20 protein-coding genes are annotated in these 25,586 nt (G+C 71.7%); 17 read left to right on the forward strand and 3 right to left on the reverse strand.

The window, feature by feature from the left end:
• The first annotated feature begins 57 nt into the window (after positions 1-57).
• From ACFZA0_RS18040 to ACFZA0_RS18070, 7 genes are all read left to right on the forward strand, one after another.
• On the forward strand, positions 58-2,376 hold the full coding sequence (locus ACFZA0_RS18040; RefSeq protein WP_391017368.1) for a helix-turn-helix domain-containing protein: 2,319 nt from the start codon (positions 58-60) through the stop codon (positions 2,374-2,376).
• Between the two features lie 345 nt (positions 2,377-2,721).
• Positions 2,722-3,624 carry an alcohol dehydrogenase catalytic domain-containing protein gene (locus tag ACFZA0_RS18045; protein WP_391017371.1) on the forward strand — a complete coding sequence of 301 codons (903 nt, stop codon included), beginning with the start codon at positions 2,722-2,724 and terminating at the stop codon, positions 3,622-3,624.
• 214 nt (positions 3,625-3,838) lie between these two features.
• Entirely contained in the window at positions 3,839-4,282 is a 444-nt protein-coding gene (locus tag ACFZA0_RS18050; RefSeq protein ID WP_391017373.1) for a nuclear transport factor 2 family protein, read from the forward strand.
• Between the two features lie 42 nt (positions 4,283-4,324).
• The gene (locus ACFZA0_RS18055) at positions 4,325-5,293 is read left to right on the forward strand and encodes an alpha/beta hydrolase fold domain-containing protein (protein WP_391017376.1); all 969 of its coding nucleotides are present in this window, start codon (positions 4,325-4,327) and stop codon (positions 5,291-5,293) included.
• Positions 5,294-5,605: 312 nt separating this feature from the next.
• The gene (locus ACFZA0_RS18060; RefSeq protein ID WP_391017379.1) at positions 5,606-6,925 is read left to right on the forward strand and encodes an alpha/beta fold hydrolase; all 1,320 of its coding nucleotides are present in this window, start codon (positions 5,606-5,608) and stop codon (positions 6,923-6,925) included.
• 164 nt (positions 6,926-7,089) lie between these two features.
• Positions 7,090-7,839, forward strand: a complete 750-nt coding sequence (locus tag ACFZA0_RS18065; RefSeq protein ID WP_391017381.1) for an SDR family oxidoreductase — start codon at positions 7,090-7,092, stop codon at positions 7,837-7,839.
• Between the two features lie 77 nt (positions 7,840-7,916).
• Positions 7,917-8,777, forward strand: a complete 861-nt coding sequence (locus tag ACFZA0_RS18070) for a TIGR03620 family F420-dependent LLM class oxidoreductase (protein WP_391017384.1) — start codon at positions 7,917-7,919, stop codon at positions 8,775-8,777.
• A 112-nt stretch (positions 8,778-8,889) separates the two neighbouring features.
• On the opposite strand, the gene ACFZA0_RS18075 is transcribed toward ACFZA0_RS18070, so the two are convergent.
• Complete coding sequence (locus ACFZA0_RS18075; protein ID WP_391017387.1) at positions 8,890-9,297, reverse strand: FKBP-type peptidyl-prolyl cis-trans isomerase; 408 nt, start codon at positions 9,295-9,297, stop codon at positions 8,890-8,892.
• Between the two features lie 301 nt (positions 9,298-9,598).
• Here ACFZA0_RS18075 and ACFZA0_RS18080 point away from each other — a divergent pair, with 301 nt between their 5' ends.
• Positions 9,599-12,769 (forward strand): discoidin domain-containing protein, encoded by a 3,171-nt coding sequence (locus ACFZA0_RS18080; protein ID WP_391017390.1) that lies wholly within the window; start codon positions 9,599-9,601, stop codon positions 12,767-12,769.
• A gap of 493 nt (positions 12,770-13,262) precedes the next feature.
• Entirely contained in the window at positions 13,263-16,277 is a 3,015-nt protein-coding gene (locus ACFZA0_RS18085) for a glycosyl hydrolase (protein WP_391017393.1), read from the forward strand.
• A gap of 129 nt (positions 16,278-16,406) precedes the next feature.
• On the opposite strand, the gene ACFZA0_RS18090 is transcribed toward ACFZA0_RS18085, so the two are convergent.
• Entirely contained in the window at positions 16,407-16,967 is a 561-nt protein-coding gene (locus ACFZA0_RS18090) for a TetR family transcriptional regulator (protein ID WP_391017396.1), read from the reverse strand.
• A gap of 104 nt (positions 16,968-17,071) precedes the next feature.
• Here ACFZA0_RS18090 and ACFZA0_RS18095 point away from each other — a divergent pair, with 104 nt between their 5' ends.
• Positions 17,072-17,995, forward strand: a complete 924-nt coding sequence (locus ACFZA0_RS18095) for an NmrA family NAD(P)-binding protein (RefSeq protein WP_391017399.1) — start codon at positions 17,072-17,074, stop codon at positions 17,993-17,995.
• A 196-nt stretch (positions 17,996-18,191) separates the two neighbouring features.
• Here ACFZA0_RS18095 and ACFZA0_RS18100 read toward each other — a convergent pair whose 3' ends face one another.
• Complete coding sequence (locus ACFZA0_RS18100) at positions 18,192-18,797, reverse strand: NAD(P)H-dependent oxidoreductase (RefSeq protein WP_391017402.1); 606 nt, start codon at positions 18,795-18,797, stop codon at positions 18,192-18,194.
• 150 nt (positions 18,798-18,947) lie between these two features.
• Between ACFZA0_RS18100 and ACFZA0_RS18105 the strand changes: the two genes are divergently transcribed.
• From ACFZA0_RS18105 to ACFZA0_RS18135, 7 genes are all read left to right on the forward strand, one after another.
• A complete protein-coding gene (locus ACFZA0_RS18105; protein ID WP_391017405.1) occupies positions 18,948-19,796 on the forward strand; it encodes a helix-turn-helix domain-containing protein in 849 nt (282 codons plus the stop codon).
• Between the two features lie 783 nt (positions 19,797-20,579).
• Positions 20,580-20,909, forward strand: a complete 330-nt coding sequence (locus ACFZA0_RS18110; protein ID WP_391017408.1) for a TcmI family type II polyketide cyclase — start codon at positions 20,580-20,582, stop codon at positions 20,907-20,909.
• Complete coding sequence (locus ACFZA0_RS18115) at positions 20,906-22,180, forward strand: beta-ketoacyl-ACP synthase II (RefSeq protein ID WP_391017411.1); 1,275 nt, start codon at positions 20,906-20,908, stop codon at positions 22,178-22,180. The genes ACFZA0_RS18110 and ACFZA0_RS18115 overlap by 4 nt, the downstream gene beginning before the upstream one ends.
• Positions 22,177-23,406 (forward strand): beta-ketoacyl synthase N-terminal-like domain-containing protein, encoded by a 1,230-nt coding sequence (locus ACFZA0_RS18120; protein WP_391017413.1) that lies wholly within the window; start codon positions 22,177-22,179, stop codon positions 23,404-23,406. Before ACFZA0_RS18115 ends, ACFZA0_RS18120 begins: the two co-directional genes overlap by 4 nt.
• Positions 23,407-23,469: 63 nt before the next feature.
• A complete protein-coding gene (locus tag ACFZA0_RS18125; RefSeq protein WP_391017416.1) occupies positions 23,470-23,739 on the forward strand; it encodes a phosphopantetheine-binding protein in 270 nt (89 codons plus the stop codon).
• 9 nt (positions 23,740-23,748) lie between these two features.
• Positions 23,749-24,555 carry a 3-oxoacyl-ACP reductase FabG gene (fabG, locus tag ACFZA0_RS18130; protein WP_391017418.1) on the forward strand — a complete coding sequence of 269 codons (807 nt, stop codon included), beginning with the start codon at positions 23,749-23,751 and terminating at the stop codon, positions 24,553-24,555.
• 97 nt (positions 24,556-24,652) lie between these two features.
• The gene (locus tag ACFZA0_RS18135; protein WP_391017421.1) at positions 24,653-25,585 is read left to right on the forward strand and encodes an SRPBCC family protein; all 933 of its coding nucleotides are present in this window, start codon (positions 24,653-24,655) and stop codon (positions 25,583-25,585) included.
• The last annotated feature ends 1 nt before the right edge of the window (position 25,586 follow it).

The raw sequence follows: 25,586 nt of genomic DNA on the forward strand, positions 1-25,586 counted from the left end.
GACGCCTGAGACATATGATCCTTTCGACGGTGCCGAGTCGACCCTCGGAGGAAGCGGATGGAGCCGACGACTTTCGGGGCGCTCCTGCGCGAGGCCCGTCTCCGGGCGATGCTCACCATGGAGGCCCTCGCCGACGCGTGCGGACTGAGCACCCGGGCGGTCAGCAACCTTGAGCGTGGACGGAGTGTGCCCCGCCAGAGCACCCTGGCCGAGCTGATGGACGCGCTCGGGCTGAACGAGGACGAGCGCCGCGCCCTGACACGGGCCGCCCGCGGCCAGGCCCCGGACGCCGCGTCCGTACCGCGGCAACTGCCCCCGGACCTGCGGGTGTTCAGAGGACGCGAGGAGGTACTGGCGCGGGCGCTGCGGCTGACCGAGGAGATCGGGAGCCGACCGGAGCACGTACTGATCACCGCGGTGGGCGGCATGGGCGGAGTGGGCAAGACCGCCCTGGCCGTGCACTGGGCACACCAGGTCGCCGACCGGTTCCCCGACGGCCAGCTCTACGTCGACCTGCGCGGCTTCGACCCCGACGAAGCCGCGGCCGCGGAACCGCAGGAGGTGCTGAGCGGGTTCCTGCGTGCGCTGGGCGTGCCGTCCGACGCGCTGCCCGCGAGCCTCACCGCACGGGCCGCCCTCTTCCGTGAGCAGGCGGCGCAGCGCCGCCTGGTGGTGCTCCTGGACAACGCCCGAGACTCCGAGCAGGTGCGCCCCCTGCTCCCGGGAGCTGCCGGCTGCCTGACCGTTGTCACCTCCCGGGAACGGCTCACCGGGCTCGCCGCCCTGAACGGCGCGCACACCGTCGACCTGGACGTGTGGACGCGCGACGAGGCGGTGGCCGGCCTGGAGGCGCGCATCGGTGCCGACCGGACGGCCGCCGCGCCCGCGGACGCTGGCCAACTGGTCGAACTGTGCGGGCGGCTGCCGCTTGCCGTCGCCGTCGTCGGCGCCGGTCTCGCCGCCGAACCCGCCCTCCCTCTGCGCGCGGTGGTCACCGAACTCGCCCAGGCAGCCTCTCCGCTGGACGCGCTCACCGCCGACGACCCGCGTGCCGACGTACGCGCGGTGCTGTCCTGGTCCTACCGTGCCCTGGCTCCTTCGGCCGCCCGTCTGTTCCGCCACCTCGCCGTACTGCCCGGACCGGCGTTCTCGGCCGAGGCCGCCGCCTCGGCCGTGGGCGAGCCCGTCCCCGAGACCCGCCGGCTGCTGCGCACCCTGACCACGGCCAGCCTGCTCGCCCGGGGTGCCGAGGGCGGCTACGTCCTGCACGACCTGGTCCGCGCGCATGCTCTGGACCTGTGGCAGCACGCGGGTGACGACCGTTTCGCGGCCCAGGAGCGCCTGCTGGAGTACCTGCACCACAACGCGCGCGCCGCGAACAGCGCGATCGGAAGAACCCATCAGGGGACCGAGCAGCTCGACCTTCCCGGCCCGGGTGTCGCACGGGTGCTCCTTCAGGACCGGGAGCAGGGCGCGGTCTGGTTCGAGCAGGAGGAGAGCACCGTCCTGGCCGCCCTGCGCGCAGCCGAGGACCCGCGACTGCTGCGCATCAGAATGCGGTTGGCCCGTGTGTGCACCCACTATTTCCAGGCGCGCGGGCAGTGGGCCGACGAACGGGCCGTCCAGCGCCTCGCCCTGGACACCGCCCTGCTTCTCGACGACGCCGGCAGTGTCTGCGCGTGCGCCGGCGCGCTGGCCTACGCGCTCGCCGCCACCGGAGACCACGACGAGGCCGATGCCGTCATCGCCCTGGCCGAGACGCACCTCGACCGTGCGCCGGTGCTGGAGCGGTCGCACACCCAGCACCTCATCAGCCTGGTGCGCGAACAGCAGGGCCGGTACGCCGAGGCGGTCGAACACGCCCGCGCCGCGCTGAACACCGACCGTGAACTGGCCGACCCCCATTACATCGGCCGGGGACTCAACACACTGGCGTGGTGCCTGACCCTGGCAGGCCGCCACCGTGAGGCGGTGGCGGCCTGCCAGGAGGCGCTTCCGCTGCTCCAGTCGGCGGGCTACCGCTCGATGGAGGCGGCCACCTGGGACACCTACGGTTACGCACTGCACCGGCTGGGCGAGCCGCAGGAGGCGGCCGCCCACTTCGAGACCTCCGCGCGGATGCTCGGCGAGGTGTTCAACCGCTACCAACAGGCAGCCGTGCTCGGCCACTTGGCCGAGGCACGTATGGACATGGGGGAGCGTGACGCCGCCCGCGCGGCGTGGCTGACGGCAGCCGGGCTGCTCGACCTGCTCGGCAACCCCGAGGCCGACGCCATGCGGGTCCGTGCCGACGCGGTGAGCGTTCCGGCCGCGGGTGATGCGACCGATGCGGCCGATGCGGCCGATGTGTCCCGGGGGCCACGGACCGGTTCGTGACAGGGACGACGGGCGCGACGGGCGCGGCAGGCGCCACTGGCACCGGTCCGTGCGGCGCCCCGGAGTTGTTCGCCGGTCGGGCAGCGGCGTCCTAGTCATTCTGCTGATGGCCCGTCGTGCTCTCCCCGGCACACTGGATCACGCGGGGGAGAGGGAGCGAGGCTGTGGCTGCCACGGACCCCGTCACCAGCCCGGGGTGGCCGCAAGGCCGTCACCCCGGTGTGCACCCCCGCGGAGCGGTGGGGTGCCACTGCGTGCCGGAGCGGCGAGGAAGCCGTTTCCTGCCAGGATTCGCCCGCCGAGATCCGTCCCGGAGCCAGGTGGGCCCGCAGAAGGAGAAGCAAGATGCCAAGGGCCGTAGTGATGACCGGGTACGGGCCGCCGTCGGTGCTGAGGTGGTCGCAGGTGTCCCCGCCCGAGCCCGGCCGGGGCCAGATCCGGATTCGGGTGAAGGCCGCCGGAATCAGCCCGACCGACCTCGCCATCCGGTCCGGAGCGCTTCGTTTTCCGCTCGGAGAGCCCGCGGTCCTGGGGTACGAGGTCGCCGGAACCGTGGACGCCGTGGGGGCCGACGTGACGGGCACCGCCGTGGGCGACGAGGTCGGCGCCTTCCTCATGGAGCGTGGCGGCTATGCCGAGTACGCGGTGGCGTCCGTCTGGGCGCACAAGCCGGCGTCCGTGTCGTGGACGGATGCCGCCGCGATTCCCGGCTCCGTCGAGGCGGCGGCCCGTGTCCTGCGCCTGCTTCGCATCGTGCGCGGTGAGCGGGTGCTGGTCCTGGGCGGTGGCGGCTCCGTGGGCCTCATCGCGGTGCAACTGGCCCTGACCATGGGTGCGGAGGTGGTCAGCGCCGTCGGCCCTCAGGACGACGCGCTCACCCGGGAACTGGGCGCCGTTCCGGTGCGCTACGGACCCGAACTGGTCAGCACCGTACGGGCGTTGGGGAGGGTGGACGCCGTCTTCGATGCCGCGGGCGCCGGGGTGCTGGCGGACGCCGTCGAACTGGCCGGCGGACCGGAGCGGGTCGTCACGCTCTCGGACCACGACGCCGCCCGCTTCGGTGTCGTGTTGTCGGGGCCGACCGCCGAGCACGCCGCCGACGCGGTTGCCGAGGGCCTGCGGCTCTTCGTCGAGGGGCAACTCCGTATCAAGCGTCGGCACTTGGTCCGCATGCAGGACGCCGCCGAGGCGCACCGGCTGCTGGAGAGCGGGGAAGTGCGCGACCGGATCATCCTCACCCTCGGCTGAGGGTCTGCGGACCCCGAGGCGGCGGGGCGCCGGGCGGAAGCTCTGCCTGACCGTTGACCGCTGACCGCTGACAGGGCGGTCAATGCCTCTCGCCTCCCTCGCATTGGCACGTCCGTGCGGCGACCGGGGCGCCGCACTCCCCAAAAACAGGTGACATGTCATCCATCTTGGCCAGGGTTCGCCCTCCGTGTCCGTCCGACCAGACAAGGAAGTCATGTCCAACGACAACGAGCAGTTCATCCGGAACGCGTATCAGGTGGCGGAGATCCAGGACATCCGGGGCTGGATCGACTGCTTCACGGCAGAGGGCACCTTCACGGACCACTCGGTGGGCGTCACCTACCGCGGTTCCGAGGTGGGAGAGCCGGTGCGCAACTACGCCCAGGCATTCCCCGACATGCACCGTGAGCTCTACGACGTCTACACGCAGGACGACATCGTCGTCGTCGAGCTGTCCCTCAACGGAACGCACCGGGGTGAACTGAGCCTGCCCGCCGGGAGGATCGGTGCCACCGGCAACACCATCCAGGTCCCCTGCTGCGACGTGTTCCGCCTGCGCGAGGGCCGGATCCAGTCCTTCAACTGCTACCCCTCCGGAACGGTCCTGCTGGGCCAGCTCGGAGTGCTGAACAACCTCGACGCGGCGTTCGCCCACTGAGCGCGCCCTCCCACAACACCCATGACCAACAAGGAGATTCACATGGCCGGCAACCCCCGCGGCATCGCTCTCGAACCTGCCGCGCAGGCCTTCGTCGACGCGACCTCCGAGCCGCCCTTCCTCTACCAACTCCCGCCGGAGGAAGGGCGAAAGGCGGTGGACCAGGTCCAGGACGCCGAGATCTTCAAGCCGGACGTCGACGAGGAGTGGCTGGAGATACAGGGCGGCCCCACCGGCTCCGTCAAGGTGCGCATCGTCCGCCCGACGGGCACCTCGGCGGAAACCCTGCCCGTCATCCTCTACGTGCACGGCGCGGGCTGGGTCTTCGGCGACGCCCACACGCATGACCGCCTGGTGCGGGACCTGGCCGTCGGGGTCAACGCCGCGGTCGTGTTCCCGGAGTACGACCACGCTCCCGAGGCGGGCTACCCGGTCGCCCTGGAGCAGAGCTACGCGGTGGCGCGGTGGGTGACGACGGACGGTGCCGGGCGGAACCTGGACGCGCGGCGCCTCGCGGTGGCCGGCGACTCGGTCGGCGGCAACATGGCGATCGCGCTGACCCTGCTCGCCAAGCAGCGTGGCGACGTGCGGTTCGTCAAGCAGGTCGAGTTCTACCCCGTCACCAACGCCGCCTTCGACACCCCTTCCTACGAGGAGTTCGCCGAGGGCTACTTCCTCGCCCGTGACGGCATGAAGTGGTTCTGGGACCAGTACACGACGAGCGAGGAGGAGCGGGGCAGCATCACCGTCTCCCCGCTGCGCGCGAGCCTGGAGGACCTGGCGGGCCTGCCGCCGGCGCTCATCATCACCGCCGAGGCGGACGTGCTGCGCGACGAGGGCGAGGCCTTCGCGGCCAGGCTCCGCCAGGCCGGAGTACCGGCGACGAACGCCCGGTTCGGAGGCATCGTGCACGACTTCGTCATGGTCAACTCCCTGCACGACACCGAGGCCGCGAAGCACGCCGTCCTGCTCGCCGTCGCCAGTCTCAAGGACGTCTTCCAGACCGGCTGACTTCCTGCGGCCGACCGCGCGTCGGCCGTTCCCCCTGCGGCCGCCCGCCTTTGCCAGGGCGGCCGCGGGCCTACGGGCCCGCAGCGCTCGTCGCGTCCCGAGCCGCAGCCGTACGCGTGCTGCCCCGGCCGGAATGCGCTCCGGCCTGCCGGACAGTGCCCTGCGGCCGTCCGCCGCACCCTGCCGGACAGTGCCCTGCGGCCGTCCGCCGCACCCTGCCGCACAGCGCCCTGCGGCCGTCCGCTGCACCCCTGCCTCCGCGTGCCGACCGCCCGGTCCGGCGCGCCGAACGAAGACCGGAGTCACCACCTCATGCGGTCCCTCTTCCGCCCCGAAGTACCGGGCGACAACGCCGAGTTCCGCCCCTCGCGCCGCAACCTGTTGCGCACCGCCGCGTTCACCGGCCTGGCCACAGCCGTTCCCGCCGCCCTCGGAGCCGAGCCGGTGTACGCTCGTGACGGCGCGTTGAGCCCGTTCACCCTGCCCCAGGCAACCGAGAGGGTCACGCGGCTGCGTGTCAGCGTCCCCGAGGCACACCTCAAGGACCTCCGGCAGCGCCTTGCCGGCGTGCGTCTGCCCGACCCCGAAACGGTCTCCGACGCGTCCCAAGGCGTCCAGCTCGACCGGCTGACCAGCCTGCTCACCTACTGGCGCACCGGATACGACTGGCGGCGCTTCGAGAAGCAGGTCAACGACCTCGGCCAGTACCGCACCAGGATCGACGGGCTGGGCATCCACTTCCTGCACGTCCGCAGCAGGCACGCGAACGCCACCCCCGTGATCCTCACCCACGGATGGCCCGGCTCCTTCGTGGAGTTCCTCAAGGCGATCGGCCCTCTCACCGACCCCACCGCGCACGGCGGCAGCTCACAGGACGCCTTCCACGTGGTTGTTCCGTCCCTCCCCGGTTTCGGTTTCTCCGACCGGCCCCGCGAGACGGGCTGGACCACGGCACGCATCGCCGCTGCCTGGGCGGAACTCATGAAGCGACTCGGATACACCCGCTACGTCGCACAGGGCGGCGACTGGGGCGGCGGTGTCACCACCGAGTTGGGCAAGCTGCGTCCCGAGGGGCTGCTCGGTGTCGAGCTGAACTTTCCGGAGTACACCTTCAGCCCACCCGTGTCGGCGAACCCCACCGCCGAGGAGCAGAAGGCTCTCGCGGAGATCCAGACCTTCTCCTCCCAGTACTCCGGCTACTTCCAGGAGCAGTCCACGCGCCCGCAGACCATCGGCTACGCCCTGGCGGACTCTCCCAGTGGCCAGGCGGCATGGATCTACGAGAAGTTCCTCGACTGGACCGACAACACGGGTGCACCGGGGGGTGTGCTCACCCGGGACGAGATGCTCGACAACATCTCGCTGTACTGGTTCACCGACACCGCGGCGTCGTCGGCGCGGCTCTACTGGCAGAACTACGGCACCTCGGAGCTCACGACGCTCGATCTGCCGGTCGGCCTGAGCGTCTATCCCCACGAACTGGTCCGCAGCCCGAAGGTGTGGGCCGAACGCGCGTACAAGGACCTGGTCTACTTCAACGACCAGATCCCCGCCGGAGGTCACTTCGCGGCGTTCGAGCAGCCGGAGATCTTCGCCCAGGAGCTCAGAAAGTTCGCCCGGCTGGTCAGGTAGGAACGCGCTGACGCGCCCACCTCATCGCCGTATCCCCCCATGGCCCTCGCCGTGGAAGACACCACAGCATTTGGGTGACGTGTCACCCAACGCCGGTAGCGGTGTTGGAAGTTGAACGGATGGTTCGGGTGCATTCCGCCCATCACGAGACAAGGAGTTTCACCATGGCTCAGCTCAGCGGCAAGACGGTCGTCGTCACCGGCGGCACCTCGGGAATCGGACTGGCCACCGCGCAGCGTTTCGCACAGGAGGGCGCCAAGGTCTACGTCACCGGCCGCCGCAAGGAGACCCTCGACGAGGCGGTCGCCACGATCGGGGGCGACGTGACCGGAGTGCAGGCGGACAGCGCGGACCTCGACGACCTGGACCGCCTCTACGCCACCGTGGAACAGGCCGGCGACCGGATCGACGTCCTGTTCGCCAACGCGGGCGGCGGCGAGTTCGCCACCCTCGAACAGGTCACCGAGGCCCACTTCGACGCCACCTTCGGCACCAACGTCAAGGGCACCCTGTTCACCGTGCAGAAGGCCCTGCCGCTGCTCAACGACGGAGCCTCCGTCATCCTGACGGGCTCCACCGCCGCCAGTGTCGGCAACGAGGCATTCGGCGTCTACGGCGCCTCCAAGGCGGCCGTCCGGTCCTTCGCCCGTACCTGGGCGAACGAACTGCGCACCCGCGCCATCCGCGTCAACACCATCGCCCCCGGACCCATCACCACCCCCGGGCTCAACGGCCTCGCCCCCAACGAGGCGGCCGCCGCCGAGCTGCGGGACAACCTCGCCGGGGGAGTCCCCCTCGGCCGCATGGGACAGCCCGCCGAAGTCGCCGGCCTGGCCCTCTTCCTCGCCGGCAGCGAGTCCAGCTACATCACCGGCACCGAGATCTTCGTCGACGGCGGCGCCAACCAGATCTGACAACCACGACAACCGCGCATCGGCCGCACCTCCCCCGCGAGGGAGGTGCGGCGGGTCCGCGGGAACAGGAGCACGACATGGACGTCCGCAGGACCGGCATCTGGAGCCCCGAACTGCGCCTGCACCACGACCCGGTGGAGATCCACGAGGCCGCCGCCGAACTCGACCAGCGGGGATGGGGCGCCCTGTGGATCCCCGGCCTCGGCGGAGGGGACATCCTGGGCGACGCGGAGCGACTGCTGCGCGCCACCGACAACGCCGTCGTCGCCACGGGCGTACTCAGCATCTGGCGCCACCCGGCCACCGAGACGGCCGCCGGTCACGCCCGGCTGCGTCAGGAGTACGGCCACCGGCTGCTGCTGGGAGTCGGCGTCAGCGACGCCGCGGCGGCCAGGGCCGCAGGCGGAAACCACCGCCCCCTCGCAGCACTCGACGACTACCTCGACCTGCTCGACGCGGCGCGGGAGCCCGTCCCTGCCGAGGAGCGCCTGATCGCCGCGATGGGTCCGAAGCTCACCGCACTCGCAGGCCGCAGGAGCGCGGGAACCCACCCGTTCCTGGTCACCCCCGAGTTCACCGCCGGCGCGCGGGCGGTCCTGGGCGCAGGCCCGCTGCTCGCCCCCTACCAGGCGGTCGTGGTCGACACCGACCCCGCGCGCGCCCGCGCGACGGCCCGCGGTTTCCTCGCACCGTTCATCGGCATGGGCCACTACGCCAACAGCCTGCTGCGCCAGGGCTTCAGCGAGGAAGACCTCGCCGCAGGCGGCAGCGACCACCTGATCGACGCCGTCGTCGCATGGGGCGACGTCGACACCATCGGGAAGCGCGTCAAGGCCCACCACGACGCCGGTGCGACCCACGTGGCACTGCACGCCATCAGCCGTGGAAAGGGTCTGCCGCTCACCGAGTGGCGCCACCTCGCGCCGCTGGCCGCCTGAACACCGGGGGGGGGGACCGGCCCCGGCCGCCCGCCGTTGCGGAGCGGCAACGAAGGGCACGCCGGCGCCCACCCCACCCCGGCGCGGACACCGCGGGGGAGGACCCGCAGGGTCACCAGGCCCTGCTCCACCCCGCTGTGCTCGACCAGGAGTCCAGCAGGTCCACCACGAAGACCAGGGTCGAGCCCGCCGGGATCAACGGCGAGGGCGACTGGTTGCCGTAGCCGAGACGCGGGGGAACGATGATCTCGCGCCGACCGCCGACCTTCATCCCCCTCACCCCCCGGTCCCAACCCTTGATCACCTTGCCGCCGCCCAGGGCGAACTTGAACGGTGCGCCCCGGTCCCAGGAGGCATCGAACTCCTTCCCGGACTCGAAGGTCACCCCGACGTAGTGAACCCTGACCACCATGCCCGGCTTCACCTCGGCTCCGTCCCCCACGACCAGGTCCCGGACGGTCAGCTCGACAGGAGCGTCACCCTCCGGAACGTCGACCTCGGGCCTCGTCGGTTCACTCATTGCAGCCCCATCACTCTCGGCCGGGTGCCGCCTCACGGACCAGCCTGACGCATGGCTCGTCCATGCGGCGGAAGGTCACGTTACCGAGAACGTCGGTACCCGGAGCACACCGGATCGCCGCCGAGGGCCGCGAAGCGCCTGCCTTTCCGGCAGCCCCTTTCCCGCACTCGGCCGTGGGCACCTTCGATGACCGGACGCCATCCGGATGTTGTCTGGTTATTGACGGCGACGGACACAGGGGCGAACAATCGGCCCGGCAGTTTGACAACGTTGTCGGACGCAGAGTCCTGGAGGAACGCCCGTGTCGCACGACTTCGCCGAACTCGGCAGGCGCCGTTTCACTCAACTCGCGGGTGTGACGGCCCTGTTGGCGGGCGCACCTCTCGCGCTCGGCGCCGCGCCTGCCCAGGCCGCTCCGGCGCGACCTGCGACGGGCGGCGGCTCGGCAGCCCCGGACCCGGTGGCCGACGCCTACTACCGGGCCCTCCTGACGCACACCCGCTGGGCGGAGACCCAGTGGGACAGCGCGCGGGGGCACTACACCGCCACGGACTTCGGCTTCGCGGTGGTGCTCGGCAACGCCGTGCTGCTGACCCGCGGCACCTACGACGCGGACCTGACCGGGGTGGACCGGGACACGTTGCTGTCCCACACCCTTGACAGCATCACGCACTTCGCCGCCTCCAACCGCCTGACCGGGGGCACGGAGTGGGGACGGACCCTGTTCTTCGACACCACCTTCCAGCTGTACTTCGTGCTGGCCGCACGGCTGCTGTGGGACCGGCTGGACGCCGCCACCCGGCAGAACATCGACACGCTCGTGCGCGAACAGGCGGCCTACACGCACGCGTTGGGCACCACGGCCGATCCCGCCTCCGCCGGCTGGACCACCAACGGGCTCAAGGGCGGCTTCGTCGGGGACACCAAGCTGGAGGAGATGGGCGTCTACGCGCAGTCGCTGGCCCCGGCGCTGGCCTGGGCCACCGACGATTCCCGCCACGCCGACTGGACCGCCGACTTCGGCGTGTGGAGCCGCAATGAGACCGGGCTGCCCGCCGCCGACCTGGCCAACCCGACGCCGGTCGACGGGGTTCCGGTCAGCGCCAACACCGCGCAGAACCTGTACGACACCTTCATCGTGGAGAACCATCTCTCCTTCGGCCCCCACTACCAGGAGGAGTTGTGGCGCACCTCCGGCCGCAACGCCATCCACTTCATCACCGCGGGCAGGCCGCTGCCGCAGGTGCTGAGCGCACAGCCGAACGCCGGGCCACTGTGGCGCACCCTGCTGATGGTGATGAGCGACGCGGGCGAGCCGCTGATGCCGATGGTCAACGACCGCGAGCACCTCTACGGCCGCGACGTCATCCCGCTGGCCTTCCTCGCCCAGGTCACCGGTGACCGCGCCGCCGCGTGGGCCGAGGCGGCGATGGCGGCCCGGCTGGCGCCGTACCAGGCGTACCCGCCCCTCTACCGGCTGGCGAAGTTCTCCGGCGAGCCCAAGTACGAACCCGAGGCCCGCGCGGAAGTGGCGATCAGCTACCTGCTGCACGAGTGGCGGGCCGCCCACGGCGGCGTGGTCGAGCCCCTGTCCGCCACGGAACTGTTCGACCGGGCCAGCGGAGTCAAGGACTTCGGCAGCGGGCCGGGACTGGTCGCCCACCAGACTCCGGCCGCGTGGGCAGCGGCGGTCAGCAAGCCCGGCTTCGTGAAGTTCGCCTGGCAACCGGCCCATGACGACTGGCTGTTCGCGCTCAGCGGTGGCACGTCGATGTTCCTGCCGTCCACCGCCGGGAAGGTGACGGGCCGATCGGTGACCACCTGTCACCGGGTACGGGACGGGATCGACGCGAGCGCGACGCTGCTGTCGCTCGACTCCGGCTACGCCGGCTTCACCACCCTGCCGTCCGGCGCAGTGGTCTACGCGACGAGCGGCACCGCCGACGGCGAGGGACGACTTCAGGTGCAGAACCTGACGATGCCGGGACTGACCGGGCTCGACGGCAGCCGTACCTACACCGCCGCCGAAGCGACGGCCACGGTCGCCTCGCAGGACAGCGGGAAGGCCGGCACCACCGCGGGCCCCGGACCGCGGGTCGACCGTGTCGACGTGCCCGGCGCCTCCTTCCGGTACGTCCGGATGCTCGGCATCAACGGTCACCCGACCTACGGCTACTCGCTCTACGCGGTCGAGGTCCACGACGGCGCCGAGGGCCCCGACCTGGCCAGGGGTGCGACCGCCACCGCCTCGTCCGCCGACACCGGCAAGGGCGCCGCGCTGGCCGTGGACGGCAACGCCACGACCCGCTGGGCGGTCGCGACGGGCGAACGCAGCCGCAAGGACAGCTGGATAGCGGTCGACCTCGGCCGGACCGTGTCCTTCGACCGTGTCGTCCTGAGCTGGGAGGTCGCGGCCGGTCAGGCGTACCGGGTGCAGGGCTCCGCCGACGGCCTGACGTGGACCGACCTGGCACGCTTCCCCGAGGCGGACCTGACGAGCAGCGGCGGGTGGCTGTCGGTGGACGGCCGCGCCGGGCTGGTGGTGCGCGGCGGTGCCCATCCTCTGTCCGTCTACGGCGACCTGGTGATCCTCTCCGACGGCCCGGCCGCACCCCTGCTGGTGGAGGGACTGCCCACGGGTTCCACAGCCGCCGTCAGGGCCGCCGCGGCACGGCCCGCTCCGACGACCGGGGCCACGGTGGTCCGGGCCAGTACGGCGGGCGGCCACCTGAGCCTGTTCAACCTGTCGGGCGCCGCGGTCTCCACCACGGTGTCGGTGCCCCAGGACCGTGCGGCCGTGTCGCTGTACGCCGGGAAGCAGAAGGTCACCGAGGCCGGTACCGACTACGCGGCGCAGTTGCCGGCCGCCTCCGCACAGGTCGCGCCGACCCGCTTCACCTTGCGGGCGAGCGGCTCCGGGAAGGTGCCGGTCGGCACCACCGTGGAAGTGGTCGACGCGGCGACGCTGCGTGTGAGCGGCCCGCGCTCGCTGCTGGTCGCGACCGCGCCGGGCGGCAGCCACGCGGTCGTCAAGGTCCGCCCCGGCCGGACCACCGAAGTGACGGTGCGCGGTGCGGTGCCGTATCCGCTGGCAGACGCGGCACTGGGCTGCGCCACCTTCCCCACCGGCCCCCTGCCGGCGGGCATGTCCGATCCGGCGGCGGCCGTGGACGGCGATCCGTCGACCTCGTGGCGGCCGGGTGCGGACGACGCCCGCATGGTCGTGGACCTCGGTGCGGCCACCGCCCTGCGGGAGATCCGAGCCGAGTGGACCGCCGGCCGGGTCCCCGCGGCGGCGGTCGAGTTCAGCACCGACGGCCTGACCTACCGGTCGGCGGGCTCCCTGCGCACCCGCCGCCTCAGCGGCACTCTCGACGTCAACGCCACCGCCCGCTACGTCGCGCTGACCGTGTCGGGTTGGGACCGCGGACACGCCTCCCTAGTGTCCCTGTCGGTGACTCCCGCGCAGTGACCGACGGCAAGCGGACCCGGGGACCGGTGGGGCCAACCCATACCGGCCCCCGGGCCGTACCCGGGGACCTGTGAGCCCCCGATCGTCATCAGCCACACGCCCACCGACACCCCGAGCCCCCCCGCGGGTCTCCGCCAACCCTTGCGGGAGGGAGCCCGAGATGGTGTCCAGGGGCATGCTGCAAAGCCTGGGCGCCGACGGGCGGGAGGCGTTGCCGGGCCACGAGCGCGCCCCCAGGGGGCGAGTGCAGGCCCGGGGTAATTGAACGGTTCAATTTGCTTTCGCCACGCATTGGTGAATTCGCGTATTCCGCGATGCGTCCATCCATGTCTGCACGCGTATTGACCCGCACAGAAGCGGGTCCTACTGTCGTCCCGCATCCCGAACGGCCTCAAGCAATTGGGGTTCGAGTCGAATTGAATCGTTTCAGTCAGGGCGCCGACACCGTCGTCGGCGGGACGAAAGGCATGGTCGCGTGAACCTGAAGAGACACATGGTGAGACGTCGGGAGGCACCGGCGGTCGCGCTGGTTCTGGCCCTGCTGGGAGCGGCCTGCCTCGGCGCTGCCGAGCCGAGCGGTCAGGCGCAGGCGGGCTCGTCCAAGGCCGGGCCCGCACAGTCGGCGCTCGGCACCCGGCTCACCGCGAGCCAATTCGCCGATCCGGGTTCCGCGGACCGGCCGTGGGTGCGCTGGCCCCTCTCGGCGGACTCCTCGACCGCCGAACTCCAGGGCGAGCTCAGGGAGATGGCATCGGCCGGGATAGCGGGCGCCGAGATCGGACAGGGCTCCTTTCCCGACACGGACAAGCTGGCCGCGCTCTACAGGACGGCCAACAGCCTGGGAATCGTGCTGAGTCTGTCGCACGGGCCGGTGTCCGCCCCGGACGGCTTCTCCATCAACGACGACCAGGCGCGCAAGCAACTGTCCTACGGATCCGCGACGGTGAGCGGCGGTGGCACCTACGCGGGCGCCCTGCCCAAACCCTCGACGGCCGACCGGACGACCCTCGTCTCGGTCCTCGCCTACCGGTGCGACGGATCCTGCTCCGCCAACGCCGCCACCACCCTGGACAAGAACTCCGTCGTCGATCTGACCTCCCGGGTGAAGGGCACGAACAAGGACGGGGTCAACGGCGGCACCACCGCGGGCAGCATCGACTGGACGGCACCGTCCGGCGGAGACTGGGAGCTGCTCACCTTCTGGAGCGTCGGCGTCCAGGCCCAGCCCGACCTGCTGACCAAGGCCGGCACCAAGGTGCTGACCGACAACATGGACGAACAGTTCGCCCCGCTCCAGAAGCTGATGCGGGTCAACGGCGGCGACTTCTTCTACGACTCCCACACCGGTGACCGGGGCAGCCCCACGGACACGTGGAGCAACACGATGAAGGCCGATTTCCGCCGCGAGGCCGGCTACTCCATCACCGACTACCTGCCCCTGCTGGTGAACCTCCCCGCCTCCGGCTTCGGCGGCGCCACTCCCGCCTTCCAGTTCGACGCCACGACCTCGAAGAAGTTCCGCAACGACTTCTCCCAGGCGCGCACCGACCTCTGGCTGGACAACAACGTCAAGCCCATCAAGAAATGGGCCGCCGCCAACTACGGCTACGCGGTACGGCTTCAGCCCTACGGCGACAACGGTGCCGCGGTGGACTCCATCGAGGCAGCAGCCAACCTCGACCGGCCGGAGACCGAGACCCTGTGGTTCGGCGACGAGGTGGACAACTACCTGCCCGAGGCGTCCGCCAACCACATGACCGGCAACAAGTGGTATTCGATCGAAGGCTCGGCCGCGGTCAACCAGGCGTACGCACAGACCCTTCAGGACCAGGTCGTCCGTATGAACAAGGCCTATGCCGGGGGTGTGACCAAGCTCGTCTACCACACCTACCCGTCCGACACGGGCAGCAGTTCGACCTGGCCGGGCTACTCGCTCTTCCCCACGAGCTTCTCCGGATCCTGGGGCGACCGTAATCCGGACTGGGCATCGGACGCGAAGGCGTACAACGACTACTTCGCCCGCAGCCAACTCGTCCTGACCCAGGGGCAGGCCAAGACGGACATCGCGGTCTACATGCAGAACTACACCTACCCGCAGCCCTACACCCAGAACGCCCTGCAGTACTGGTCCGACCCGAAGCTGGCCGAGGCCGGCTACACCCGTGACTACGTGAACCCCACCCTGCTGGCGGAGCCCAACGCCACCGTCAGGAACAAGCAACTCGCCGTCGCGGGACCCGACTACAAGGCTCTGGTCCTGGACAGCGCACAGCTGCCCACCGCCGCGGCCTCCCGCGACAGCGTACCGGCGGACACCGCGAAGAAGATCCTCGGCTTCGCCAGGGCCGGCCTCCCGATCGTCGTGGTGGGCAAGGCCCCCGCCACCTCACCGGGCATCGACGCCACGGCCGACAAGAAGGTGGCGGCCACCATGGCCGCCCTGCTGAAGCAGAAGTCCGTCCACACGGTCGCCGCGGAGTCGGACGTTCCGGGCCTGCTGCGGAAGCTGGGCGTCCAGCCGTCGGCCCAACCGGCCGACGCCGGACCGCTGTTGTCCGTACACCGGCAGGACGCGGACACCGACTACTACTGGATCTACAACCAGTCCACCGTCACCCAGGACGACGAGCCCGCCACGCTCTTCGACCCGAACACGTCCGCCCCTGCCACCGAGACCGACGTCACCCTCCAGGGCCGAGGCACTCCGTACCGGCTCAACACGTGGACCGGTGAGATCACCCCCATCGCCGAGTACACGACACACAAGGACAGCGTCACCGTCCATGTGTCCCTCTCCGGCGACGACACCACCGTGATCGCCCTGAGCAGCAACCCCAGGCGCTTCGGCGCCTCCGGCACGAAGGCCACTCACGTCGTGTCCACCACGGCCGACGGCGCCGTCCTGCGGTCCGACGGCACTCTCGCCGTGGAGGCGGCGAAGGCGGGAACCTACACCACCACGCTCAGCAACGGCCGCAAGGTGACCACCAGGGTCTCCTCCGCCGGCCCCGCCATCGACCTCACCTCCGCGTCCTGGACACTCGACGCCGAGGACTGGAAGCCGGCCGCGCCCTACGGCACCACCGGCGCCGACGCGGCCAGGACCAGCAAGAAGACCGTTCACGTCGACCTCGACCAGCTCAAGGCCTGGACCGACATCCCGGCGCTGAAGGACGCCTCCGGTGTCGGAACCTACGCCACGACGGTCACCCTGCCGTCGTCGTGGAAGAAGGGCACCGGAGCGCGACTGAGCCTCGGCCAGGTCACCGACTCCTTCTCCCTCACGGTGAACGGCACCGAAGTCGCCACACCCGACCAACTCAGCGCCACGGCTGACATTGGGACCTACCTCCACGCCGGCAGGAACACGATCACCGTGAAGGTCTCCACCACACTGATCAACCGCCTGCGCACCTTGAACAGCGCGCTCTCCTCGCGCACCGCGCAGGCCAACGGCCTTGTCGGGCCCGTCACCCTCACCCCCAGCACGGTGACCCGGGTCGGCTGACACCTGGCAGCAGTGGTTGTGACACGCGGCGGGGCTCCAGGAGATGCACAACCGGAGTCCCGCCGCGCAGCGGCATTGGCATCGGCCCCGACAGGTCTCCGGCGGATGCGGCGGGTCGCGCCGTCGAGGTCAGCCGGTGGCGGCGAGGCCCGCCACGGCGAGCCGGAAGGCGCGGTCCGCCGGCGTCGCGGGGTCGGTGTAGTTCTCGGTGGCCAGGGCGATTCCGACGATCAGGGTGAGCAGGTCGTCGACGGTGACGTCCGCCCGGACGGCCCGCTCGGCGATGGCCCTGCGCAGCAGGAGGGCTCCGGCCGCACCGATGTCCGCCGCGCAGGAGTCTCGGGTGACCTCCTCCTGGAGTGGCTCGAACGAGAGGAGGTCGGCCAGACCGCGTGCGGCGAGGGAGTAGTCGAGCAGCTCGCGCAACCAGCGCACCAGGGCCGCACGGCTGTCGTCCTCGTCGGCGAGGACGACGGCGTGCTCGCACAGGGCGTGCACGCGCTGCTCGAAGACGGCCGACAGCAGTGCCTTGCGACTGGGGAAGTGCCGCCGCACGGTGGCGGATCCGACCCCCGCGGTGCGGGCGATCTGCTCCAGGGACGCCTGGGCGCCGTGCGCCGCCACCTCCGCCTCGGCCACGGCGAGGATGTGCGCGTAGTTGCGGCGGGCGTCCGAGCGCTTGCCGGTCATGGTCTCCCCAACGTTGATAAGTGGCGGCCCCCGCCGTATCGTAGCGACCGCGAAACGGCGGGCCCCGCCGTTTCTGCCGTGCTCGAACGTTCGAGGAGACCCCCGTGACCACTGCCGCAGCACCGGTCCTCGTCACCGGAAGCACCGGCCGCCAGGGCGGCGCCACCGCGCGCGCCCTGCTCTCGGAAGGAACACCGGTACGGGCCCTGGTGCGCGACCCGAACACACCGCGGGCACGGGCCGTCGAAGAACTCGGCGCCCGGCTGGTCGTGGGAGACCTCAACGACTCAGTGACCCTGGACGCGGCCGTGGACGGGGTGCGGGCCGTCTTCTCCGTGCAGATGCCCGCGTACACCGACCAGGGTTTCGACTTCCCCGGCGAGGTCGCTCAGGCGACCAACCTCATGAGGGCCGCACGGGCCGCCGGAGTGGAGCAGTTCGTCCAGTCCTCGACCAGCGGCGTGGGCCGGCATGTCGAGGCTCCGGGCTGGGCCGAAGGGCGATGGTCGATGATGGAGGCCCCGCTCGGCACGAAGGCGGCGATCCAGGACCGGCTGCGTGAACTCGACTTCCCGTACTGGACGTTGCTCAAGCCGTCGTTCTTCATGGAGAACTTCGAGCCGTCCATGCGGTTCTACTTCCCGCGCGGTGTCGAGGGCGGTCTGGTCACGGTCGTGAAGCCGGGCACGCATCTGGCGCTCGTGGCGGCCCGCGACGTGGGCCGAGCGGCGGCGGCGGCCCTGGCGGCACCCGCGACGTTCCACCGGACGGAGCTGGAGCTCGCCGGTGACTACCTGACCATGACGGAGATCGCCGCGATCCTCTCCCGAGCCCTGGGAACCACGCTGTCGGCACCGGACATGACCGAGGAGCAGGCCTTCGCCGCCGGCATGCCCGCGATGGGCGCCACCCACGCGTTCATGGAGGTGTTCGGCCAGCCGGCCCGCCCGCGGTTCGCGCGCGCCCTGGGCATCGACCTGACCAGCTTCGAGGAGTGGGCGCAGGAGCACCTGCGCGCCACCGTCTGAGCGGACCTCACGGCCGGAGCGACCACCGCACGTGGTGCACGCCGGCCATGACGGCCCGGTCCGGGCGGAACGCCGTGAAGTCCGTGCCCGTCACGGGCGCCGGGGGCGGCTGCCGTTCTGCCGCCCGGCCCCGCGGGCCGCGCGGACATCGGCCCCGCGGGCCGCGCGGACATCGGTCGCCTCCGGCGGTCCCTCCCTACTTGGCCGTCAGCCGCGGCCTGTTCGCGCGGGCGTCGTGGAGGACGTCGCCCCACCAGAGGAGTTCGTCGAGCATCGTGCGGGCCGCCGCTTCCGGGCCCTGGGGGTCGCGGAGGGTGCCGTCGGGGGAGAAGAGGTTGTAGTAGCCGGGGAAGGCGACGTAGTCGCGGACCGTGTGCGCGTGCAGTTCGCCGAAGATCTGACGCAGGTGTTCGATCGCGAGCAGGCCGCCGCTGAGGCCGCTGTATCCGACGAAGCCGATCGCCTTCGCCCGCCACTGCGTGTAGTGCCAGTCGATCGCGATCTTGAGGGACGCCGGGAGACTGCGGTTGTAGTCGGGCGTCACGATGACGATCGCGTCGGCCGCCTCCAGTCGGCGGGTCAGCTCTCCCATGCCCTCGGGGCGCTCGGGAAGGGGGTCCAGGGCCGGCGGTGTGGGCGGTAGGACGAGGGGGAGTTCGACGTCCGCCAGGTCGATCAGGTCGATCGTGAACTGGTCGTGGACCTTGGCCTGTTCGACGAACCAGTCGGCCACCACCGGGCCGAAGCGGCCCTCCCGGACACTGGCGACGATCACTGCGAGATTCAGTCTTGAGCTGGACACGTGCTGCTTCTCCTTGGGAGGGGTTGTGCCGTCCCATGACGGGGCGTGCACCCCACGGTGCCGGGCGGGCCGCCGGAGAGGGAGACCGGGCGAAGACTGGTAGCAGCAGGGCCACGATCCGCGGTGTCCGGCCGGTGTAGCGTTCGCCGAGTGAGCACCAACGAACTCGGCCTGTTCCTGCGGCTGCGACGGGAAGCCGTCACACCGGCGGAGGCGGGGCTGCCCACCGGGCCTCGCCGCCGCACACCGGGACTGCGCCGCGCCGAACTCGCGACCCTCGCCGGTGTGAGCGTCGAGTACGTCACGCGACTTGAGCAGGGCCGCGACCGCAGGCCTTCCGCGCCGGTGCTGGCGGCCCTCGCGGACGCCCTGCGGCTGACCCCGAGCGAACGCGTGCACCTGCATCGCCTCGCCAAAGGGGCCGACCCCGGCTTCAGTTGCCAGGGCGGGGCCGGGCCCAACCGGGCGGTCCGGCAGACGGTCCGCGCACTCCTGGAACAACTGGAACCGGCACCCGCGGTGGTGCTCAACCGGCTCAGCGAGATCCTCGCCTGCACGGACGGCTACCGGCGCCTGGCCGAACCGCTCGGCCTCCTCGACGGCGTCCGGCCCAGCCTCGCCCGCTTCGTCTTCACCAACCCGCGCGCCCGCACCGTCTACCCGGACTGGGACACCGTGGCCGACGAGCAGGTCGCTGCCCTCAAGCAGGGGCCGGGCAGCACCGACGCCCATGTCGGCGCGCTGATGGCGGAGTTGACGGTGTTCTGCGGCGAATCCTTCGCCGGGCGGCTGGTCACCGTGCCGGGACTGCCGCGTCCGAACGGTGTCGTGCGCATGGTCCACCCCGAGGCGGGCGAGGTGCGGCTCGCGTACGAGACGCTGGGCCTGCCCGCCGACGACGATCAGCAGGTCGTCGTCCACCTCCCGGCCGATCACGCCAGCGCCGCCGCCCTCGACCTTCTCGCAGGGCGCCGGCCCGGCGCCCTGCGCGCCGTCTGACGGACGCGGCGTCCGAGCGGCGCGAGCGCGGACCGCGTCGTCGCCCCGCTGCCCGTCCTTCTCGGCGTCGGACCCGATGCCGTCCCGAGCGGCGCGCGCCGGGCGGGGGCGAGGCGGTGGCATCCTCGGTCGGCCGCCAACAGGGCGCGCCTCGCGAGCCGTTGGCGTCTGCCCGGGGTGTTCGCCCGCCGCACGTCCCGGTGCCGCACGCCCCACGCCGCGCGTCCCCGTGCGGCTCGCCGCGGCGCGCGTGGCTCCCCCCGATCGCTGTGGCGTTCGTAAGCCGTTCCTCCGGCTGTTTCCGGTTGCCGCCGGGTAGCGCGCGCGGGCCCCGCCCCGTTGTCGGCGTCCGGCTCGCCCGGTTGCCCGCCCTGGCCCGCTGCGGTGTCTGTCCCGGCGTCAACCGACGGCTTCAACGCCCTCCCTGGCGCCGGACGCGTTGGGGCCGACGCGCCCTGGATGCCGTCCCGCCCACCGTGCCGACCGTCCGCCGGCTGCCGATGTGTGCCCCGGACCCGGTCGGCTCGGTGCCTCGCCCGCCCCTGGAAAGCGACACTCCCCCCACCTCCGTCTGACGTTCCCCTGTCCTGGCCGCCTGGTCCTGCCGAACCCCGACAGAAGCTGACGCAGTCCTGAACAGGTCTGTCTTGATGGGCATTTGGCAGCCAGCGAGGCTTGGACAGGGGAATCGGGACGCCGTCTTCGACCGCGCCGCCGGCCCCAGTTCCGGACGGCCCACACGTGTCGGCAGTCCGGCATGCCCGTATCGAAGGAGTGTCACGAATGCACAGCACCCTGATCGTCGCCCGTATGGCCCCCGAGGCCGGCAACGAGGTGACGCGGCTGTTCACCGCGTTCGACGCGACCGACATGCCGCACCGGATGGGAACACGGCGACGCCAGTTGTTCTCGTACCGGGGACTGTACTTCCACCTCCAGGACTTCGACTCGGCCGACGGTGGAGAGCGCATCCAACAGGCGCGCCACGACCCGCTGTTCGTCGGCATCAGCAACGACCTCAAGCCGTTCATCGAGGCGTACGACCCCGCCACCTGGCGTTCCCCGGCCGACGCGACGGCCTCCCGCTTCTACTCGTGGGAGGCCTCCGCATGACGGAGCGCCGTGTCGTCGTCACCGGTGTCGAGGTCCTCGCGCCCGGGGGCATCGGCACCAAGGACTTCTGGCAACTGCTCAGCGAGGGCCGCACCGCGACCCGGGGCATCACCTTCTTCGACCCGGCGCCGTTCCGCTCCCGGGTGGCCGCCGAGATCGACTTCGACCCCTACGCCCACGGTCTGACCCCGCAGGAGGTCCGACGGATGGACCGGGCCGCCCAGTTCGCCGTGGTCGCGGCGCGCGGCGCGGTCGAGGACAGCGGGATCGACCTCGCGGCGCTCGACCCCCACCGGGTCGGTGTCACGGTCGGCAGCGCCGTCGGCGCCACGACCGGGCTGGACGCGGAGTACCGGGTCGTGAGCGACGGCGGGCGGCTCGACCTGGTCGACCACACCTACGCCGTCTCTCACCTGTACGACCACTTCGTCCCCAGTTCCTTCGCCACCGAGGTGGCCTGGGCCGTCGGCGCGGAGGGGCCGGGCACGGTCGTGTCCACCGGGTGCACCTCCGGCATCGACTCCGTGGGCCACGCCGCCGAACTGATTCGCGAGGGCTCCGCCGACGTCATGGTCGCGGGCTCGTCCGACGCGCCGATCTCGCCGATCACGATGGCCTGCTTCGACGCCATCAAGGCCACCACCCCCCGCTCCGCCGACCCCGCGACGGCCTCGCGCCCCTTCGACGGGACCCGCAACGGGTTCGTCCTGGGGGAGGGCGCCGCCGTCTTCGTACTGGAGGAACTGGAGAGCGCCCGCCGTCGCGGCGCCCACGTCTACGCGGAGATCGCCGGATACGCCACGCGCAGCAACGCGTACCACATGACGGGTCTGCGCCCCGACGGCGCCGAGATGGCGGAGGCGATCCGCGTCGCCCTGGACGAGGCGCGGATCAACCCCGGCGACATCGACTACATCAACGCCCACGGCTCGGGCACCCGGCAGAACGACCGGCACGAGACCGCCGCCTTCAAGCGGAGCCTCGGCGACGCCGCCCGGCGGACCCCGATCAGCTCGATCAAGTCCATGATCGGGCACTCGCTGGGCGCGATCGGCTCGCTGGAGATCGCCGCGTCGGTGCTGGCCATGGAGTACGACGTGGTGCCGCCCACCGCCAACCTGCACACCCCCGACCCGGAGTGCGACCTCGACTACGTCCCGCTCAACGCCCGGGACCAGTTGACCGACGTGGTGCTCACCGTGGGCAGTGGCTTCGGCGGCTTCCAGAGCGCGATGGTGCTCGCCGAGCCCGGACACCGGAGGCTGGTGTGACGGGCGCACGTCGCGGCACCGCCGTGGTCACCGGGCTGGGTGTTGCCTCACCCAACGGCCTTGGCGCGCAGGCCTATTGGGAGTCGACTCTCGCCGGGTGCAGCGGCATCGGCCGCATCACGCGCTTCGACCCCGGCCAGTATCCGGCCCAACTGGCGGGTGAGATCGACGGGTTCGTAGCGGAGGAGCACCTGCCGGGACGGCTCGTCCCGCAGACGGACCGGATGACCCGCATCGCGCTCGCGGCGGCCGACTGGGCCCTCGCCGATGCCGGTGTGCATCCGGGCGAACTCCCCGAGTTCGACATGGGCGTCGTCACGGCGAGCGCGTCCGGGGGCTTCGAGTTCGGCCAGAACGAGCTGCGCAAACTGTGGAGCCAGGGCAGCCAGTACGTGTCCGCGTACCAGTCGTTCGCCTGGTTCTACGCCGTCAACAGCGGCCAGATCTCCATCCGCAACGGCATGAAGGGACCCAGCGGTGTGCTGGTCGGCGACCAGGCCGGCGGCATCGACGCCCTCGCGCAGGCCCGCCGGCAGATCCGGCGGGGCACCCGGCTCGTCGTCTCCGGCGCCGTTGACGCCTCCCTGTGCCCGTGGGGCTGGGTCGCGCAGCTCGCGGGCGGCAGGCTGAGCACCGGCAAGGACCCCGACCGGGCCTACCTGCCCTTCGACCGGGCGGCGCGCGGGCACGTGCCGGGCGAGGGCGGCGCTCTCCTCGTCCTGGAGGACGCGGAGGCTGCCCGCGAGCGCGGCGCGCACGTCTACGGCGAGATCGCCGGGTACGGCGCCACGCTCGACCCGAGGCCGGGCTCGGGCCGTCCGCCCGGCCTGCGCAAGGCGGTCGAGACCGCCCTCGCCGACGCCGGGCTGGACGCCGCCGACGTGGACGTGGTCTTCGCGGACGCGGCCGGCGTCGCCGCGCTCGACCGGGCGGAGGCCGAAGCGCTGACCGCCGTCTTCGGCCCCCGGGGCGTCCCCGTGACCGCCCCGAAGACCATGACCGGGCGGTTGTATTCCGGCGGGGCACCGCTCGACGTGGCGGCAGCGCTCCTTGCCCTGCGGGACGGCGTCGTGCCTCCGACCCTGCACAGCGACCCCGACCCGCGGTACGACCTGGACCTCGTCCTGGACCGGCCGCGCACCCTGCCCGTCCGCACCGCCCTGGTGCTGGCCCGCGGCCACGGCGGCTTCAACTCCGCGCTGGTGGTCCGCCGCACCGACGACTAGCGCGGGCCCGAACTCCCTTTCCGAACCGCTCATTTCGCCCCGCACCCCTCGAAAGGACCCTCCGTGGCCACCGACGTTTTCACTACCGACGCGCTGCGGCGCATTCTGCTGGAGGCCGCCGGCGCCGACGACTCCGTCGACCTGGACGGCGACATCCTCGACACCGACTTCACCGCCCTCGGCTACGAGTCCCTCGCGCTGCTGGAGACCGTCGGCCGGATCGAGCGGCAGTACGGCGTCTCGCTCGACGACGACGTGCTCGCCGACGCGCCCACCCCCCGGATCCTCATCGACCTCGTCAACCAGCAGCTGTCCGCCGTTCGAGCGGCCTGAGGGGGAACCGTGACGACGCCCTCGACGCAGACCGCACAGCAGGCCGCGCCCGTCGCCCTCGTGACCGGCGGCACCAGCGGCATCGGTCTCGCGGTGGTCCGGCTGCTCGCCGCCTCCGGACACCGCGTGTTCCTCGGCGCCCGCGACGCCGACCGGGTCGCCGCGACCGTGAAGGAACTGACCGCCCAGGGACTGGAGGTGGACGGCACCGCCGCCGACGTGCGGGACCGCGCCGCCGTCGAGCACCTGGTCCGCGCCGCCGTGGACCGCTTCGGCACCATCGACGTCCTCGTCAACAACGCCGGCCGCTCCGGCGGCGGCGTCACCGCCGACATCGCGGACGAACTCTGGGAGGACGTCCTCGACACCAACCTCACCAGTGTCTTCCGGGTGACCCGGGAGGTGCTCAACGCCGGCGGGCTGCGCCACAAGTCCCGCGGCCGGATCGTCAACATCGCCTCCACCGCCGGCAAGCAGGGTGTGGTCCTGGGCGCCCCCTACTCCGCCTCCAAGCACGGCGTGGTCGGCTTCACCAAGGCCCTGGGCAACGAGCTCGCGCCCACCGGCATCACCGTGAACGCCGTGTGCCCCGGGTACGTCGAGACGCCGATGGCCCAGCGGGTGCGCCAGGGATACGCCGCCGCCTGGGACACCTCCGAGGAGCAGGTCCACGACAGGTTCCGGGCGAAGATCCCGCTCGGCCGCTACTCCACACCCGAGGAGGTCGCCGGGCTGGTGGGCTACCTCGTCTCCGACACGGCCGCCTCCATCACCGCGCAGGCCCTCAACGTCTGCGGCGGCCTCGGCAACTTCTGACACCCACGCCCACGCCTGCGCCGACGCCCACGCGCTCGCGGCGCCCGCTGACGCACCGCGCCCACCGGTCCACCGCACCCGTCGAGGAGACACCCCCATGACGACCCGCGAGGTCGAGCACGAGATCACCGTCGGCGCCCCCGCGCCCACCGTCTACCGGTTGCTGGCCGACGTCGCCCAGTGGCCCCGCATCTTCCCGCCCACCCTCCACGTCGACCAGGTCGAGCACGGCGGCGGCCGTGAACGCATCCGCATCTGGGCCACCGCCGGCGACGAGGCGAAGAACTGGACGTCCCGCCGCACCCTCGACGCGGACGCCCTGCGCATCACCTTCCGCCAGGAGGTCACCGCCCCGCCGGTCGCCGCGATGGGCGGCACCTGGATCGTCGAGCCGGTCACGGACGACGCCTCCCGGGTGCGGCTGCTGCACGACTACAGCGCGATCGACGACGACCCCGGCTCCCTGGAGTGGATCGACCGCGCGGTGGACCGCAACAGCCGCGCCGAACTCGCCGCTCTCAAGGAGAACCTCGAACGCGCCCACCAGGAGGAGGAGTTGACCTTCTCCTTCACCGACAGCGTGACCGTGGCCGGAGCCGCCAAGGACCTCTACGACTTCGTCAACGACGCGGCACTGTGGCCCGAGCGGCTGCCGCACGTGGCCTCCGTCCAGCTGACCGAGGACACCCCCGGGCTGCAGACGCTGGAGATGGACACCCGGGCCAAGGACGGCTCGACGCACACCACGAAGTCGTACCGGGTGACCTTCCCGCACCACCGCATCGCCTACAAACAGGTCACCCTGCCCGCGCTGCTCACCCTGCACACCGGACTGTGGACCTTCGAGGAGACCCCCGAGGGCACCGTCGCCTCGTCCCAGCACACCGTGACCCTCGACCCCGGGAAACTGGGCGTGCTCGGCCCGGACGCCACCCTCGCCGACGCCCGCGCCTACGTGCACGGCGCCCTCAGCACCAACAGCCTCGCCACCCTCGGCCACGCCCGCGCGTACGCCGAGGGGAGGGCCTGAT

Source organism: Streptomyces sp. NPDC008150, assembly GCF_042956945.1.
In the GTDB taxonomy this organism is placed as follows: domain Bacteria; phylum Actinomycetota; class Actinomycetes; order Streptomycetales; family Streptomycetaceae; genus Streptomyces.